We start from the raw sequence: 15,159 nt of genomic DNA on the forward strand, positions 1-15,159 counted from the left end.
GCCACCCCCACCGGGCCGCGCACCGGTACGGTGCGCGGCCTTTCCGTGCGAGACGCTCGCCACGTGCCTCCCCCCACCGGCCCGATCCCGTCGTAGCCTGACACTCATGACCGTTCCGGAAAGCGATGGCACCCAGATCGACGTGGTTCGGGTCTTCACCGACCAAGCGGGACGTTTCGGCAATCGCCTCGGCATCGCCCGCTCCGCCGACGTCGTCGGGGTCGACCATCAAGCCCTGGCCGCCCGGGCCGGATACGCCGAAACCGTGGTGGTGGACGCGCCGACCGGCGACCGCACCCGCATGCGCATCTACACCCCGGCGGTGGAGCTGCCCTTCGCCGGACACCCCACCGTGGGCACCGGCTGGTGGCTGGGCGAACAGCGCACCCCGGTCACCGTCATCGAGGTGCCCGCAGGACCGGTCGAGGTGTCCGGGACCGACGGCATCACCTGGGTGCGCGCCCGCGCCGAATGGGCGCCCAAGTTCGAATTCCACCAGTTCGGCAGCGCCGAGGAGATGGCCACCCTGGACCCGGCCGACTTCACCTCCGGCGCGCACTACGTGTGGACCTGGACCGATGAGAACCGCGGCGCGCTGCGCGCGCGGATGTTCGCCCCCGCCATGGGTATCGCCGAGGACGAGGCCACCGGCGCCGCGGCCATCGCGCTCACCGCGCTGCTGCGCCGCTCCCTCAACATCACCCAGGGCCGGGGCTCGCAGATGTTCACCGAATGGGACTCCGACGGGTGGGTGCGCCTGGGCGGACGCACGGTCGCCGATCATCCGGTGGTCGTCTAGCCACCGGAAGCCGCACGCGCGACCATGGGTGAACGAAGTATGACGTCCCCCCGCACCGGAACTTTCCGATGCGGGCCGCGGGTTGTACGGGTGGCCGAACGGGAGGTACCGGACCCTGTTCATCACGAAGGAGGAAGCGTGACCGATACGCGCAAGGCGATTCTGGCCGGAGGCTGTTTCTGGGGGATGCAGGACCTCATCCGCAAGCAGCCCGGTGTGCTGTCCACCCGGGTCGGCTACACCGGCGGCGTCAACGACCATCCGACCTACCGCAACCATCCGGGCCACGCCGAGGCCGTGGAGATCGTCTACGACCCCGCCCGGACCGACTACCGGGCGCTGCTGGAGTTCCTGTTCCAGATCCACGATCCGACGACCAAGGACCGCCAGGGCAACGACATCGGCAGCAGCTACCGCTCGGCCATCTTCTACCTCGATGACGAGCAGCGACGCATCGCCCTGGACACCATCGCCGACGTGGACGCCTCGGGCCTGTGGCCCGGCAAGGTGGTCACCGAGGTGACGCCCGCGAGCGAGTTCTGGGAGGCCGAACCGGAGCACCAGGACTACCTGGAGCGCTACCCGGACGGCTACACCTGCCACTACCCGCGGCCGAACTGGAAGCTGCCCAAGCGACAGACGGCCTGAGGCGACGTCGCCCGCGCCCCGGCGCGGGCAATGATCCGTCGTGGCGGCAGGACGGCATCCCCTGGGCTGGACAAGGGCCGGTGCGGCGCTGATCCTATGAGAGACAGCGTGATTCGCCGGTCCGAGTCCGGCCGAACCAGAGGAGGCGGCATGTCGTCCACGTCCCGTCGCCAGCCGTGGCTGCCGCCGCGCTGGTTCATCCATCTGGCCTGGCACACCCACCGGGCGCTCCATCGGGTCAGCGGCGGGCGTGTCGGGCTGTGGCCGCCCAAGGACCGCGAGCACTGGGGCACCCTGCGGCTCACCACGATCGGGCGGCGCACCGGGCGTGAGCGCGGCGTCATGCTCGGCTATTTCGAGGACGGGCCGAATCTGGTCACCCTCGCCATGAACGGCTGGGGCGAGGGCGAACCGGCGTGGTGGCTCAATCTGCGCGCGCATCCGGAGGCCACCGCCGAGCTGAAGGGCGGCACCCGCGCGGTGCGCGGGCGCGCGGCGACCGGTGACGAGCGCGCCCGGCTGTGGGACCGGTGGCGCGAGATCGACCGTGACCTCGATGCTTTCGCCGCGCGCCGCTCCACCGAGACCGCGGTGGTCGTCCTCGAACCCCGGGACTGACGCCGCGCCCGATGTGAGGTGAGCAACAGGTTGGCTAATGTGCGGTGCGAAAGCCCCGATGAAGGGACGTATCGATTGCCTGCGAACGGAGAGCCCCTTTGCTGTCACGACGTCCGAGCAACCGTCCCATCCGCCGCGCCGCCAGCCGTCTGCTGACCGTCGGCGCTGCCGCCGCCGTGCTGGCGGCCCTGGATCCCGGTGCGGCCGGGGCACGGCCGATCGGGCCGTTCGACGTGGGCGGGGCGATCGAGGTCGAATACGACCAGGCGGGCGGGGGCGGATTCTTCGGCGATCCCACCACACCGGAACTGGACGCCGCCGGAGGCGGGCGGTTCCAGGTGTTCCAGCGCGGGTCCTCGATCTACTGGCATCCGGCGACGGGAGCGCATCAGGTCGGCGGGGCCGTGCGCGACAAGTGGCGCGACCTCGGGTGGGAGACGGGAACTCTCGGCTATCCGGTCACCCGTGAGTACGGCACGCCGGTGAACCCCGGACGCTACAACCACTTCCAGGGTGGTTCGATCTACTGGTCCGTCGGCACCGGCGCACACCAGATCGGCGGCGCGATCCGGGACAAGTGGGCCGCCTACGGCTGGGAGAGCGGTGCGCTGGGCTTCCCCATCACCGACGAATCAGCGGCGGGCAAGGACAACGGCCGCTACAACCTCTTCCCCGGCGGAGCCGTCTACTGGTCCGCCCGCACCGGGGCGCACGTGGTCTGGGGAGCCATTCGCGACCAGTGGGTCGGCCGCGGTGCGGAGAACGGCGTCTACGGCTTCCCCACCAGCGACGAGTACGACTACGAGGGCGGTAAGGCCCAGGATTTCCAGGGCGGCCGCATCACCTGGCACCCCTGATTTCGTTACTGGTGGAATCTCCAAATTCGGGTCGGCAACTCTGCGGGTGTTCGGGTAGCGCGGCGCGCACCTCCCCAATAGGGTCGGAGTTTGTGCAGATCAAGTCGATGCCGCAGGTGGCGCATGCCGCCATGTTGGGACTCGGGGTGTACCGCCCCCGCCGAATCGTCCCCAATGCCGAGATCGTGGACCGGATCAACTCCTCCGACGAGTGGATTCGAACGCGCTCCGGAATCGCCGCCCGCCGCTGGGCCGAACCGGACGAGACCATCGTCTCCATGAGCACCGCCGCGTCCCGGGATGCCTTGGCGGCGGCCGGAATCGATGCCGAGCAGATCGACGCCGTCGTGCTGGCGACCTCCTCGCAAATGGTGCTCGGACCGTCGGCGGGCGCGGTGGTGGCCACCGAACTCGGCATGCACGACACCGCGGCCTTCGACGTCTCCGCCGGATGCGCCGGCTTCTGCTACGCGCTCGCCAATGCCGCGAGCCTGGTGCGCTCCGGCGAGGCCCGGTACGTGCTGGTGATCGGCGTGGAGCGGCTGTCGGACCTGCTCGACCCCACCGACCGCACCTGCGCGTTCATCTTCGCCGACGGCGCGGGCGCGGCCGTGGTGGGTCCGGCCGAGGCCGAGGGCATCGGCCCGGTGGCCTGGGGCTCGGACGGCAGCCAGACCGCGGCCATCAAGCAGGACAAGGACTTCCAGCAGTACTTCGCCGAGGTCGCGGCCGCGGAGGCCGCCGGGGGCAGCTCGGAGCGGCCCTACATCCGGATGAACGGGCAGGCCGTCTTCCGCTGGGCGGTCACCTTCCTGGAGAAGGCGTGCCGCGACGCGCTGGAGCGGGCGGGGGTGGCGGCCGAGGAGCTGAACGCCTTCGTACCGCACCAGGCCAACAGCCGCATCACCGACGCACTGGTCCGGACCCTGGGCCTGCCCGAAACCGTCGCCATCGCACGGGATATCGCCGAGACCGGCAATACCAGCGCGGCGTCCATCCCGATGGCCATGGAGCAGTTGCTGCGCTCGGGCGCGGCCCGGCCCGGCGACGTCACGCTGCTGCTCGGCTTCGGCGCGGGCCTGGCCTACGCGGGCCAGGTCGTGCGCATGCCCGCGGTGGTCTGATCGGCGATCCGGTCACCGACCCGGAATTCATCGCGGGGAAATTCGGTTGCCGAATCTGTCGGTGGCCGATGAGATCGTAGGGATCACGCCGTCACTACCGGCAACACATCCCCCGATCGAAGGACTCCCGTCGTGGATACCGCCGTCAGTTCGCAGCCCGCCGGGCTCGCCGAGAATCGAGCCGGGCGGCGCGAGTGGGTCGGCCTCGGCGTGCTCGCGCTGGCCTGCCTGGTCTACGCCATGGATCTGACCGTGCTGCATCTCGCGGTACCGCAGATCAGCGCGGTCCTCCAACCGACCAGCGCACAACTGCTGTGGATCATCGACGTCTACGGGTTCATGGTCGCGGGCCTGCTCATCACCATGGGCACCCTCGGCGACCGGATCGGGCGGCGACGCATCCTGCTGGCGGGTGCGGCGGCCTTCGGCCTGGCGTCGGTGATCGCGGCGTTCGCACCGACGGCGGAGGCCTTGATCCTGTGCCGGGCGCTGCTCGGCATCGCGGGGGCGACCCTGGCCCCCTCCACGCTGTCGCTGATCTTCAACATGTTCCGCGACTCGCGGCAGCGGTCGGTGGCGGTCGGCGTCTGGGTGGGCGCGTTCTCCGCCGGCGGCGCGATCGGACCGCTGGCGGGAGGCGTACTGCTGGAACACTTCTGGTGGGGTTCGGTGTTCCTGCTCGCGGTGCCGGTCATGGTGCTGCTGCTGGTGCTCGGGCCGAAGGTGCTGCCGGAGTTCAAGGACCCGGAGGCGGGCCGACTCGACCTCATCGGCGCGGCGCAGTCCGTGGTCACCATGATCGCGCTGGTCTTCGCCATGAAGCAGATCGCGCAGGACGGCATCGGCGTCGGCGCGCTGGTGGCGCTGGCCATCGGTGTCGCGGCGGGTGTGCTGTTCGTGCGGCGGCAGCTGTCGCGGCCGGACCCGATGCTGGACCTGCGCCTGTTCAAGCTCGGCGAATTCCGTACCGCGTTGACCGTCAATGTGATCGGCGTCTTCGTGGCCTTCGGGTACTTCCTGTTCATCGGCCAGTACTTCCAGCTGGTGCTGGGCATGTCACCGTTGCGGGCGGGTATCGCCATGGCGCCCTCGGGGCTGGGATTCATCATCGGTTCGCAGCTCGCCCCGCGCATCGTGCGGGTGCTGCGACCGGCGTATCTGATCGGCGGCGGGATGAGCGTGGCGGCCGTCGGGCTCGCGCTGCTCACCCAGGCTTCCGCGGACAGCGGCCCGATGCTCGCCGTCGTGGCCTCCCTGCTGATCTCCCTCGGCCTGGCCCCGGTCTTCGGCATCACCACCGAACTGATCGTCGGCTCGGCCCCGCCCGAGCAGGCGGGCGCGGCGTCGGGCCTCTCCGAGACCGGCGCGGAACTGGGTGGGGCCCTGGGTATCTCGATACTCGGCAGCCTGAGCGTGGCCATCTACCGCGGCGATCTCACCACCCTGCCCGCCGGATTGCCCGCCGAGGCGAGCGAATCCGTCCGCGACACCCTCGGGGCGGCGGTGGCCGTGGCGGAGTCACTACCCGAGCAGGTCGGGACCGCCGTCCTGACCGCGGCCCGCGAGGCGTTCCTGCACGGCGTGCACCTGACCGCGGGCATCGTGACCGTGGCCGCGGCCGTGCTGGCGGTCATCTCCGTGCTCGAGCTGCGGCACATCCCGGCGGGCGCGCTGAACGGGCACGAGTAGGGCCCGGTCAGCTCGACGACCCGCGGGCGCTCAGCCTGCGAATGGGTCCGATCAGTGAACGGTAGACCGGCCGGACGATACGACCGGGCAGATGGCGATGGCGTTCCTCCTCCCAGACCCGGGCCCTGCGGTGCGCCGCGAGCGGCGACCACCGATCGGGGTCCCGGGGCTGGGAGGTACGGAATCCGATGCGGCACAGGTGCTTCGTATTGACGAAGCCGTACTGCGCGGGACTGACCAGCCGCACCGGTGCGCCGTGATCACTGTCGAGCGGTCGCCCGTCGAGCCGGTCGGCGATCAGCACATCGGCGTGCAGGACGTCCTCGAGCAGGGTGATCGATCGGTAGCCGTCGAGACCGTCGAAGACGACGTGGCTGATCACCGCACCCGGCCGCAGCCGTGGCACCACCCGGGTGCGGTAGAGCGTCTCGAATGCGATCCCTTCCCACCGCAGACCGGTCGCCGACCAGCCCGCGACACAGTGGAAGTCGGCTTCGATCTCACGTCGCGGCAGCTCGGCGAGTCCCGCGACCGGCAGGGTGAAGCCCTCGGTCAGGGCACCGCCAACCGCGATGACCGGATCGTCGGGAATCGGTGGTGGCGGGTGATGCAGATGCGTCCCGAACCGCGGGAATCCATCGACGGCGCGCTGACCCGGGGGAAGTTTCATGCCGATCCTCTGTCCTGCCGCAAGAGAACTGGTACCGCTCCATATAGGGCGACTGCTCTATATGGAGCGAACGTACTAGTTCTCTGCCGACGCGCGCAAGGACTGTGACCGGCGGATCACACCGGTCGCAGCCCGGCACCCACGCCGCCGGTGGCGTTCACGGCTTGCAGAATGTCGGTGATGGGTCGGAAGTACGCGGGCGAGTGGATCGGGAATGCCCCTGTCACGCACGGCATATCGATTCCGAAGGGGGTGACGTGCCCCTGGTTCATGCCGACGAGTTGATCGCCCACGGTGACCGGCCCACCGGAATCGCCCGGAATGGAACAGGACTGGTTGACAATGATATTGCCCGCCGCACCCCAGACGACGCCGCAGTCGAAACCACTGGAACGGCCGCTGGAGCAGACGGGCGCGCCGGGAGCGGGCGGTGCTCCGACTCCGGCGATGGTGGTCTGACCGACCGTGCGCACCGGAGCCACCTTGGCCGGATCGAATTCGATGACCGCGTAGTCCAGATCCCGACCCTGATCGGAGAACACCACCGTGCCGAGCACACCGGTCGCCAGGGACCGTTCGGCCCGCACCGGCGACCCGGCCGCCGCGCAGTGCCCGGCGGTGAGGCCGACCAGCCGGCCGGCGGCGTCGTAGCCGATGGCCGTCAGGGAACACGCCTCATGGGTGTTCAAGATGATTCCCGAACTGCCACCGAGCACGGCCGGGGCCGGATCGGCCGCAGCGCTGCCGACCCCGGCCATGGAAACCAGTGCCGCGCCGACCACGGCCGCGATCGCGAAACGCCTTCTCATACCTGAATTCCCCTCGTAGCCGTGATCCCGTCGCCCCGCCGTCACCAGTACTGACCGACGACGAGCAGCGCGCCCGGATCACGCGGATCGAGGGGATTCACCACCGACACATAGGCCCCGCCACCGGGATGCGCGGCAGCCTCGGCGGCGATCGCGGCGGTGCTGGCGTAGGTGCTGCCGTCCGGCTCGGCCAATTGCGATTCCGGCTCCAGGTCCACCCGCTGCGCACCGAACGGCACCAGCGCGTCGATCCCACCCGGAATCGGACCGGCCGCGAAGGCGGCGGTCTCACCCGGCGTGAGCACGACTCCGACCTCGTCCGGTCCCACGAACGGGGTGACGGCCGACGCCGCTCCCGAACCCACCAGCGCAGCGGCGGCCCCGCCGGCCGCCGCGACGAAACCCAGGGCGATGACTCGAATACGCATGATCCCGCTCTTTCTCGATCGACACCGGACAACCGTCCGAATGGAGTGCTCAGAGTGAACATGCTCAGCAAATTTCTGGCAATCCAAGGGTGTCGCTTCAGACCTCGCGTGATCGGCCGTTCACCTCCCGTACACCAGCAAATCCCCGCACAACGCCGCTGCAACGCCGTCGCCGAGCAGCGGATGTAATCCTCGCCACCGAGCGCCCGTGACCTGTTGCGGCAGCGATACCCTCAACCTCCAAGAGTGAAAGCTATTAGCCAGCTACCGCTAGGGCTTTCGCGGTCACACCGGCCGCACACCCGCCCCCACCCCACCCGCGACGTCGAGCGCATGCAGGATTTCCGTGATCGGACGGAAGTAGGCGGGTCCGTACAGCGGAAACGCCGCGCTGACACACGGCAGGTCGATCCCCCACGGCTTCAGATGCCCCTGATTCATGCCGACGAGGCGGTCCCCCACGGTGACCGGTCCCCCGGAGTCCCCGGGGATGGAACAGGACTGGTTGTAGACCCGCCCATCCACCGACCCCCACACCATCCCGCAGTCGAACCCACTGGACCGCCCGTCGGCGCACACGGTCGTCCCGAAACCCGGAGCCGTCCCGATCCCGGCGATCGTGGTCGCCCCCACCGTGCGCACCGCGTCCACCCGGGCCGGATCGAATTCGAGCACCGCGTAATCGAGCCCCTGCCCCCGGTCGGAGAACACCACGGTGCCGAGCACCCCGGCCCCGGGCGACCGCTCCGCGCGCACCGGCGCACCGGCATACGCACAGTGCCCCGCCGTCAGGCCGACCAACCGGCCCCCGCCGTCGTATCCGATCATGGTGAGCGAACAGGGCTCGCTCGCCACCACGATCCCGGAACCACCGCCGAGCACGGCGGGCGCGGGTGCGGCCCCGGCGACGCCGCCGCCACTCACGGCCGCGAGAACCGAACCCGCGAGGGCGACCAACGCGCGGCGAAACCTGACCATGGCATGCGTCCCTTCGTCGTACGGCCCGTGGAATGCCCGGGTGTCCTCACCATGATTCGCTGTCACCGCGCGGGCGCGATCACATCCGAGCGCGTTTCGTTCGAATATCGAGACCACCGGGCCGGTCCGAGGAGGTATCCGGACACACGACAACGCCCAGGGTCGCGACGACCCCGGGCGTTTCACCGGACCGCGGCTAGGCGTCGAGGGCGCGGCCGAAGGCCGCCGCCATATCCGCGACCTGCTGTTCGGTGATGACGAAGGTGGGCGAGATCTGCAAGGCGCCCTGGCCCGCCGCGCGGGTCGAGACACCGTGCGCGCGCAGGGTTTTCACCATGGCGAGCGCTTCGGCGGGGTCGGCGAGCTGCACGGCCGCCACCGCGCCGACACCGCTGCGGACCTCGGCGACCCGTGGGTGCGCCGCCAGCGGCGAGAAGTGTTCGTGCAGGAGCGATTCCAGGTTCTTGCTGGCGTCGAGGAGGTGTTCGCGCTCGATGATGTCGAGGTTGGCCATGGCCGCGGCGGCGGAGGCGGCGTGACCGCCGTAGGTGTAGCCGTGGCGGAACCAGACGCCACCGGCGAAGAAGGGGGCGGCGATGTGCGGGGCGATGAACACCGCGCCCATGGGCAGGTAGCCGGAGGTGAGACCCTTGGCGGTGGTCATCAGGTCGGGCTGGAGGTCGAAGCGGGACGAGGCGAACCAGGATCCGCCGATGCGGCCGAAGCCGGTGACCACCTCGTCGGCGATGAAGAGGATGTCGTGCTCGCGGCAGATGCGGCGGACCTCGGTGAGGTAGCCCGGCGGCGGCGGGTAGACGCCGCCCGCGCCGATGACGGGTTCGACGAAGAAGGCGGCGATGCGGTCGGCGCCGACCTCGGCGATGAGCGCGGACAGGGCGGCCGGATCGTCCCAGCCGACGGTGCGGGCGTCGGACATGAATTCGCCGTAGCCTTCGCGGTTGACCGGGATGCCCGCGAGCGCGGTGCCCGCGACGTGCATGCCGTGGTACGCCTTCTGGCGACCCACGATGACGGTCTTGTCCGGCTTGCCCTGCTCGTGCCAGTAGCGGCGGGCCAGTTTGGCGGCGGTGTCGATGCCGTCGGAGCCGCCGGAGGTGAAGAAGATCTTGCTGCCGGGCACCGGTGCGATGGCGGCCAGCCGCTCGGCCAGCTCCCGCAGCACCGGGGTGGCCAGGTCGCCGAAGTTGGAATAGTGCGCGATATCGCCCAGCTGGGCGGCTACGGCGTCGGCGATCTCGCGGCGACCGTGGCCGACATTGGTGAACCACAGCCCGGCGGTGGCATCCAGATACCGGTTCCCGGCCTCGTCCCAGACGTACGCGCCCGCACCGCGCGCCACCACGAACGCTCCGTCGCGCTCCACCGCACCCATATCGGCGAAGCCGTGCCACAGCGAACCCACAAGCACCTCCCTGGACCACCCGCCGCCCACACTTCGCACACGGCGCATTTCACTTCACGACTACGGTAGCCGCCGAGTGCGGTGGGCCCGCCACCGGACCGGGCGGTCAGGGGCGGCGGGCAAGGCGCAGCTGGCCGGGCTTGGCCTGCTCATAGGCGTCGCGGCCGGAGAGGTGTTCGGGCACACCGACTTCCCACCAGGCCCCGGATTCGGTCCAGGAACGCGCCTGGGTGCGGATCACCACCACGGCCGGCCGCCGCTCGGCCAGCGCGGCGGTGCGGGCGTTCTTGTAGGCCACTCGAAACTGCACAAGGTCACCGGCGGTGAACACCAGGCAACCCATGGCGTGGGCGTGCTGGGCGAAGTCCACCCGCGGCGGACGCGGATGGTTGCTGCGGCAGTCGGCGTAGAAGTTGTTGTACGGCTCGCCGCCCTGCCCCTCCTGGAGGCGGCCGATCACCGCGTACCCGTCGTTGTCGCAGACCACGGCCACCAGCGGATGTCCGGCGAAGGCGGCGGAGAACAGCTCCGAATTGAGCATCAGGTAGGAGCCGTCGCCGAGCAGGGTGGTGACCAGGCCGCGGAAATGCGACATGGCCGCGCCCCACGCACCCGCGAGTTCGTAGCCCATACAGGAGAACCCGTATTCGACATCCATGGTGGGTTCACCGCCGGAGGCCCGCCAGCCGCCGATGAGTTCGCCGGGCAGCCCGCCCGAGGCCGTCATGACGTAGTCGTCGGCGGTGCTGAGCTCGTTCACCACCCCGACGATCTGAGCGTAACTGGGCGGGCCGGGCGTCGGGGCGCGCAGTTTGTCGATATGGGTATCCCATTCCGACCGCGCCGCCGCCGCCCGCGCACTCCAGGCCGGGTCGGCATTCCAGCCGGTCATATGCACGGCCAGGTCCTCCAGCGCGGTATCGGCGTCGCCGACCACCTCGAGCGCACCGTGTTTGACCGCGTCGAAGCGGGCCGCGTTGATATGGATGAGCCGCACGTCCGGATCGAACAGCGTCCACGACGCGGTGGTGAAGTCCTGGAGCCGGGTGCCGATCGCCAACACCGCGTCGGCCTGGCCGGCCAAGGCATTGACCGACGCCGAACCGGTGATGCCGAGCGGGCCCGCGTAGAGCGGATCGTCGTGCGCGACCAGCGTGCGCCCCGCGGTCGACTCGGTCACCGGAATCCGATGCCGCCGAGCGAATTCCAGCGCCCGCGCCGCGGCCCCCGAATAGCGCACCCCACCACCGAGCACCAAGAGCGGACGCTTCGAACGCCGCAGCGCCGCGGCCGCCTCCTCCAGGCTGCGCCGGTCCGCGCGCGGACGCGGAACCCGATGCACCACCGGTTCGAACAGCCGCTCCGGGAAGTCGAAGGTCTCGGCCTGCACATCCTGCGGCAGCGCCAACGTCACCGGTCCCGCCTCGGCCGGATCGGTGAGCACCCGCGCCACCTGCGGCAGCGTGGCCAACAGCTGTTCGGGCCGGGTGATGCGGTCGAACCAGCGGCTCACCGCCCGGAACGCGTCATTGACGGTGACTGTCGGATCGCCGAAATGCTCCACCTGCTGCAAGACCGGATCGGGTGCGCGGCCGGTGAAGGTGTCCCCCGGCAGCAACAGCAGCGGTAGCCGATTGGCGTGTGCCACCCCGGCGGCGGTCACCATATTGAGCGCCCCCGGCCCGATGGAGGAGGTGGCGACGCCGATCTGCCGCCGATGGGTGGCCTTGGCCAGCCCGACCGCGGCCAGCGCCATCCCCTGCTCGGTGTGCCCACGCCAGACCGGGATCACATCGCGCCGCTCCTCCAGCGCGGTGCCCAGCCCCAAGACGTTGCCGTGCCCGAAGATGGCGAAAACCGCCGGGAACATGGGCACTTCACGCCCGTCGAGAGTTTCCGAATGCTGTGCGATGAGCCAGGCGACCAGCGCCTGCGCGGTGGTGAGTTTCATGCGGACAACCTCATTCGATGCGACCTTTGTGGTCGGTGAGCGGGCAGCGCGGGTCGACTGTCTCGTGGTGCCACTGGTCCCGCACCCAGGCGTGGACGGGATCGTCGCAGAAGGCCATCGACCGCTCCGCCGCGGGACCGGCCAGCACATTCAGGTAGTACATGGGGTAACCGGGTGCGGCGATACACGGACCGTGGTACCCGTGCGGAATCAGGAAGACGTCACCGTCGCGCACCGCCACGTTCTCGTCCAGCGTGCCGTCGGCGGTGTAGGTGCGGTGCATGCCGAAACCGGTGGGCGACGGCGTGATTCCGTCAGGACCGGCGATGCGGAAGTAGTAGATCTCCTCGTTGGCGACCTCGCATTCGGTGGACTCGTCGTGCTTGTGCGGCGGGTAGGAGGACCAGTTGCCGTCGGGGGTGAGCAGTTCGCAGGCATTGAGTTTGTCGGCGTGCTCCCAGACGCCGGGGGTGCCGAAGTTGACGACCTGCCGGGTGGCGCGGCCGGCACCCCGCACCTCGACCGGAACCTCTTCGGCCGGGCCGTACTTCGGGGTGAGGCGGCGGGTGCAGCGGGCCATCGGCAGCGCCGCCTCCACCCCGGAGTCGGTGGCCAGCTCCACCTCGGCCTCGCGGGGCACGTAGGCGAAATCGGTGACCCGCGTGAAGACCGAGTCCCGGCCCTCCAACGCGAAGACCTCGCCGTCCACCCGTACCGTGCAGGAACCGGCCAGCGGCAGCACGAACGCCTCGAACTCCCCGGTGTGCACCGTGCGCCGGGCTCCGGGCGCGAGTCGCAGCACCCGCAGCCCCGTGTAGGTCCAGCCCGCCGCCTCGGGGGTGAGCAGGATGGGATCCGCACCCGCGGTGAGGGTTCCGGCCGGGCGGTGCAGTGCGCTCATTTCGCGGCCCCCAGCGTGCGGGCGGCCGCGTCCACGGCGGCGGCCACGTCACCGTCGGGCGGGTACAGCAGACTGCGGCCGACCACCAGCCCGCGCACCACCTCGTGACGCAGCGCGGTGCCCCAGGATTCCAGATCGGCGGCCGGATCCCCCGAGGGCACGCCGCCCAGTACGACCACCGGCAGCGTGGTCGCCTCCAGCACCGAAATATCTTCGGGCGCCGGAATTTTCAGCCAGGTATGGGCGGAGGTGATTCCGAGCCCGGCCGCCACCGTAATGGCCCGCTGCAGGGAGGCCGCGTCCTTGCACATGACCAGCGCCCCGGACTCGTCGCGTCGGTAGGGCAGCGGTTCCACCATGGCCATCAGCCCGTGCGCGGCCAGGGCCGATACCGCGCGGGCGCACGCGTGCAGCGTCGGCGCGGTCGACCGGTCCGAATCCACCAGGCGCAGCAGCATTTTGCCGCCGTCGAGCCCGAACTTCACCAGCGATTCGGCGTCGTATCCGGTGAAGCGGTCGTCGATCTCCCAGTCCGCCCCGGCCAGGCCGCCCCGGTTCATGGAGCCGACCACCACTTTGTCGTGCAGGGCGTCCAACAGCAGCAGTTCCTCGACGATATCGGGTGAGCCGAGCACACCGTCCACGGCCGGATGCTCCAGGGCGATGAGCAACCGCTCCAGCAGCGTGCGCCGATCCGCCATGGCGGTGCGGTCCGGGCCGACACCCAGCGCGCCGCGCGCCGGATGATCGGCGGCCACCAGGAACAGGGTGCCGCGTTCGGACAGCAGCCGCTCGCGGCGACGGCGGTCGGCGTAGGCGCGCGGCACCGCATCCGGGTCGGTGGCGCGCACCCGCAGCAGTTCCTGCCAGCGCTCATCGGTCAGGTGCACAGCAGCTCCTCGATCTCGGTCGCGGTGGGCATGGCGTCGGCGCAGGCCAGCCGGGCGGCCACCAGCGCACCGGCGGCATTGGCGTAGGTGGCGATGCGGTGTGGGTCCCAACCCGCCAGCAGCCCGTGGGCCAGCGCCCCGCCGAACGCGTCGCCCGCGCCGAGACCGCAGACGACCTCCACCCGGCAGGGCGGCGCGGTGGCGCGGTCGTCCGCGGTCGCCACCAGCACGCCCTCGGCTCCGCGTTTGATCACGGCCAGCTCGACGCCCCGGGCCAGCAGCCGGTCGGCGGCCGTGTCCGGATCGTCGGTGCCGACCGCCACCTCGGCCTCGGTGCGGTTGCCCACCACCACGTTCACGTGGTCGAGCATCCAGTCGATCTCGGTGTGGGCGGTGTGTTCGTCGGGCCAGAACATGGGCCGGTAGTCGAGATCGAGCACGGTGTGGCCGCGCCTGCCGCGCCGCCGCAGCATCTCCCGCTGGGTCGAGCGGCCGGGCTCGGCGCTGACCCCGGTACCGGTCACCCACAGCAGCGGCACTGAATCGACCGTGTCCCAGGGAATCTCGTCCTCGGTCAGGGTGAGGTCCGGGGCGGTGGGCAGCCGGTAGAACAGCAGCGGTGGATCGGCGGGCGGATTCAGTTCGCAGAACACCACCGGGGTGAGCAGATCCGGCGCGGTCGACACATAGCGGGCCGACACCCCGAAACCCTCCAGCGCGGTGCGCACGTAGTCGCCGAAGCCGTCCGGCCCCACCTTGGTGAGCACCGCCGCCCGTCGCCCCAGCCGCGCAGCGGCGACCGAGACATTGGTGGCGGTGCCGCCGAGGAACTTCGCGAAGGTCCGCACCTGAGCCAGCGGCACCCCGCTCTGCTCGGGATACAGGTCGACCCCGACCCGGCCGACGGTCAACACCTCCAGATCCGTCACTGCGACACCACCCGCGCCAATTCGTGTTGCAGCGCTTCGAGTTCCGCACCACCGGCCATCTGCCGGGTGAGTTCGGAGAGCTCGATCTCGTTCTTCTCGTACGAGCCGAGCATGGTGCCGCGCTTGAGCAGCAGGAACCGGTCACCCACCGGGTAGGCGTGATGCGGATTGTGGGTGATCAGCACGACGCCCAGGCCGCGGTCACGCGCCTGCACCACATACCTGAGCACGATGCCCGCCTGTTTGACGCCCAGTGCGGCGGTGGGCTCGTCGAGGATCAGCACCTTCGCGCCGTAGTGCACGGCGCGGGCGATGGCGATGCACTGCCGCTGACCGCCCGACAGCGTGCCGACGGGCTGCTCCAGATCGCGAATGTCGATACCCATATCGTCCAGCGCGTGCCGGGTGATCTCCATACCCTTGCGCCGGTCCAGCAGCCGGATCG

Annotated in this window: 16 protein-coding genes; 6 read left to right on the forward strand and 10 right to left on the reverse strand. The window is 70.2% G+C overall.

Annotated elements, in window-relative coordinates; all coding sequences use genetic code 11:
* Positions 1-106: 106 nt before the first annotated feature.
* The 6 genes from QK444_RS17620 to QK444_RS17645 all read left to right on the forward strand — a co-directional run bounded on the left by QK444_RS17620 (position 107) and on the right by QK444_RS17645 (position 5,735).
* On the forward strand, positions 107-799 hold the full coding sequence (locus QK444_RS17620) for a PhzF family phenazine biosynthesis protein (RefSeq protein WP_282781646.1): 693 nt from the start codon (positions 107-109) through the stop codon (positions 797-799).
* Between the two features lie 138 nt (positions 800-937).
* Entirely contained in the window at positions 938-1,447 is a 510-nt protein-coding gene (gene msrA / locus QK444_RS17625; protein ID WP_282781648.1) for a peptide-methionine (S)-S-oxide reductase MsrA, read from the forward strand.
* Positions 1,448-1,597: 150 nt separating this feature from the next.
* Positions 1,598-2,065, forward strand: coding sequence for a nitroreductase/quinone reductase family protein (locus tag QK444_RS17630; protein WP_282781651.1), 468 nt, complete (start codon positions 1,598-1,600; stop codon positions 2,063-2,065).
* A gap of 98 nt (positions 2,066-2,163) precedes the next feature.
* Positions 2,164-2,922 carry a hypothetical protein gene (locus QK444_RS17635; protein WP_308212913.1) on the forward strand — a complete coding sequence of 253 codons (759 nt, stop codon included), beginning with the start codon at positions 2,164-2,166 and terminating at the stop codon, positions 2,920-2,922.
* 107 nt (positions 2,923-3,029) lie between these two features.
* A complete protein-coding gene (locus QK444_RS17640) occupies positions 3,030-4,046 on the forward strand; it encodes a beta-ketoacyl-ACP synthase III (RefSeq protein WP_282781683.1) in 1,017 nt (338 codons plus the stop codon).
* A gap of 132 nt (positions 4,047-4,178) precedes the next feature.
* A complete protein-coding gene (locus QK444_RS17645) occupies positions 4,179-5,735 on the forward strand; it encodes an MFS transporter (protein WP_282781653.1) in 1,557 nt (518 codons plus the stop codon).
* Positions 5,736-5,742: 7 nt separating this feature from the next.
* Here QK444_RS17645 and QK444_RS17650 read toward each other — a convergent pair whose 3' ends face one another.
* From QK444_RS17650 to QK444_RS17695, 10 genes are all read right to left on the reverse strand, one after another.
* Positions 5,743-6,405 carry a molybdopterin-dependent oxidoreductase gene (locus tag QK444_RS17650; RefSeq protein WP_282781654.1) on the reverse strand — a complete coding sequence of 221 codons (663 nt, stop codon included), beginning with the start codon at positions 6,403-6,405 and terminating at the stop codon, positions 5,743-5,745.
* Positions 6,406-6,521: 116 nt separating this feature from the next.
* Positions 6,522-7,214 carry a S1 family peptidase gene (locus QK444_RS17655; protein WP_282781656.1) on the reverse strand — a complete coding sequence of 231 codons (693 nt, stop codon included), beginning with the start codon at positions 7,212-7,214 and terminating at the stop codon, positions 6,522-6,524.
* A 41-nt stretch (positions 7,215-7,255) separates the two neighbouring features.
* Complete coding sequence (locus QK444_RS17660; protein WP_282781658.1) at positions 7,256-7,642, reverse strand: hypothetical protein; 387 nt, start codon at positions 7,640-7,642, stop codon at positions 7,256-7,258.
* A 285-nt stretch (positions 7,643-7,927) separates the two neighbouring features.
* Positions 7,928-8,620, reverse strand: coding sequence for a hypothetical protein (locus QK444_RS17665; RefSeq protein WP_282781660.1), 693 nt, complete (start codon positions 8,618-8,620; stop codon positions 7,928-7,930).
* A gap of 196 nt (positions 8,621-8,816) precedes the next feature.
* Complete coding sequence (locus QK444_RS17670; RefSeq protein ID WP_282781686.1) at positions 8,817-10,013, reverse strand: aminotransferase class III-fold pyridoxal phosphate-dependent enzyme; 1,197 nt, start codon at positions 10,011-10,013, stop codon at positions 8,817-8,819.
* Between the two features lie 136 nt (positions 10,014-10,149).
* Positions 10,150-11,994 carry a 3D-(3,5/4)-trihydroxycyclohexane-1,2-dione acylhydrolase (decyclizing) gene (gene iolD / locus QK444_RS17675; RefSeq protein ID WP_282781661.1) on the reverse strand — a complete coding sequence of 615 codons (1,845 nt, stop codon included), beginning with the start codon at positions 11,992-11,994 and terminating at the stop codon, positions 10,150-10,152.
* 10 nt (positions 11,995-12,004) lie between these two features.
* On the reverse strand, positions 12,005-12,895 hold the full coding sequence (iolB, locus tag QK444_RS17680) for a 5-deoxy-glucuronate isomerase (protein WP_282781663.1): 891 nt from the start codon (positions 12,893-12,895) through the stop codon (positions 12,005-12,007).
* Positions 12,892-13,785 (reverse strand): hypothetical protein, encoded by an 894-nt coding sequence (locus QK444_RS17685; RefSeq protein ID WP_039815617.1) that lies wholly within the window; start codon positions 13,783-13,785, stop codon positions 12,892-12,894. The genes iolB and QK444_RS17685 overlap by 4 nt, the downstream gene beginning before the upstream one ends.
* The gene (iolC, locus tag QK444_RS17690; protein WP_282781666.1) at positions 13,776-14,714 is read right to left on the reverse strand and encodes a 5-dehydro-2-deoxygluconokinase; all 939 of its coding nucleotides are present in this window, start codon (positions 14,712-14,714) and stop codon (positions 13,776-13,778) included. The genes QK444_RS17685 and iolC overlap by 10 nt, the downstream gene beginning before the upstream one ends.
* A partial coding sequence (locus tag QK444_RS17695; RefSeq protein ID WP_282781668.1) for an ATP-binding cassette domain-containing protein occupies positions 14,711-15,159 on the reverse strand: 449 nt, incomplete at its 5' end. The genes QK444_RS17695 and iolC, both read right to left, overlap by 4 nt.

The sequence above is a fragment of the Nocardia sp. CC201C genome, assembly GCF_030010695.1.
GTDB lineage: Bacteria > Actinomycetota > Actinomycetes > Mycobacteriales > Mycobacteriaceae > Nocardia > Nocardia otitidiscaviarum.

What these genes read in the sequence shown, in the direction of transcription:
- QK444_RS17655 (WP_282781656.1), bottom strand. Translation starts at nt 7,214, where the DNA reads ATGAGAAGGCGTTTCGCGATCGCGGCCGTGGTCGGCGCGGCACTGGTT.
- QK444_RS17630 (WP_282781651.1), top strand. Translation starts at nt 1,598, where the DNA reads ATGTCGTCCACGTCCCGTCGCCAGCCGTGGCTGCCGCCGCGCTGGTTC.
- iolB (WP_282781663.1), bottom strand. Translation starts at nt 12,895, where the DNA reads ATGAGCGCACTGCACCGCCCGGCCGGAACCCTCACCGCGGGTGCGGAT.
- QK444_RS17620 (WP_282781646.1), top strand. Translation starts at nt 107, where the DNA reads ATGACCGTTCCGGAAAGCGATGGCACCCAGATCGACGTGGTTCGGGTC.
- QK444_RS17660 (WP_282781658.1), bottom strand. Translation starts at nt 7,642, where the DNA reads ATGCGTATTCGAGTCATCGCCCTGGGTTTCGTCGCGGCGGCCGGCGGG.
- iolD (WP_282781661.1), bottom strand. Translation starts at nt 11,994, where the DNA reads ATGAAACTCACCACCGCGCAGGCGCTGGTCGCCTGGCTCATCGCACAG.
- QK444_RS17650 (WP_282781654.1), bottom strand. Translation starts at nt 6,405, where the DNA reads ATGAAACTTCCCCCGGGTCAGCGCGCCGTCGATGGATTCCCGCGGTTC.
- QK444_RS17665 (WP_282781660.1), bottom strand. Translation starts at nt 8,620, where the DNA reads ATGGTCAGGTTTCGCCGCGCGTTGGTCGCCCTCGCGGGTTCGGTTCTC.
- QK444_RS17670 (WP_282781686.1), bottom strand. Translation starts at nt 10,013, where the DNA reads ATGGGTGCGGTGGAGCGCGACGGAGCGTTCGTGGTGGCGCGCGGTGCG.
- QK444_RS17640 (WP_282781683.1), top strand. Translation starts at nt 3,030, where the DNA reads ATGCCGCAGGTGGCGCATGCCGCCATGTTGGGACTCGGGGTGTACCGC.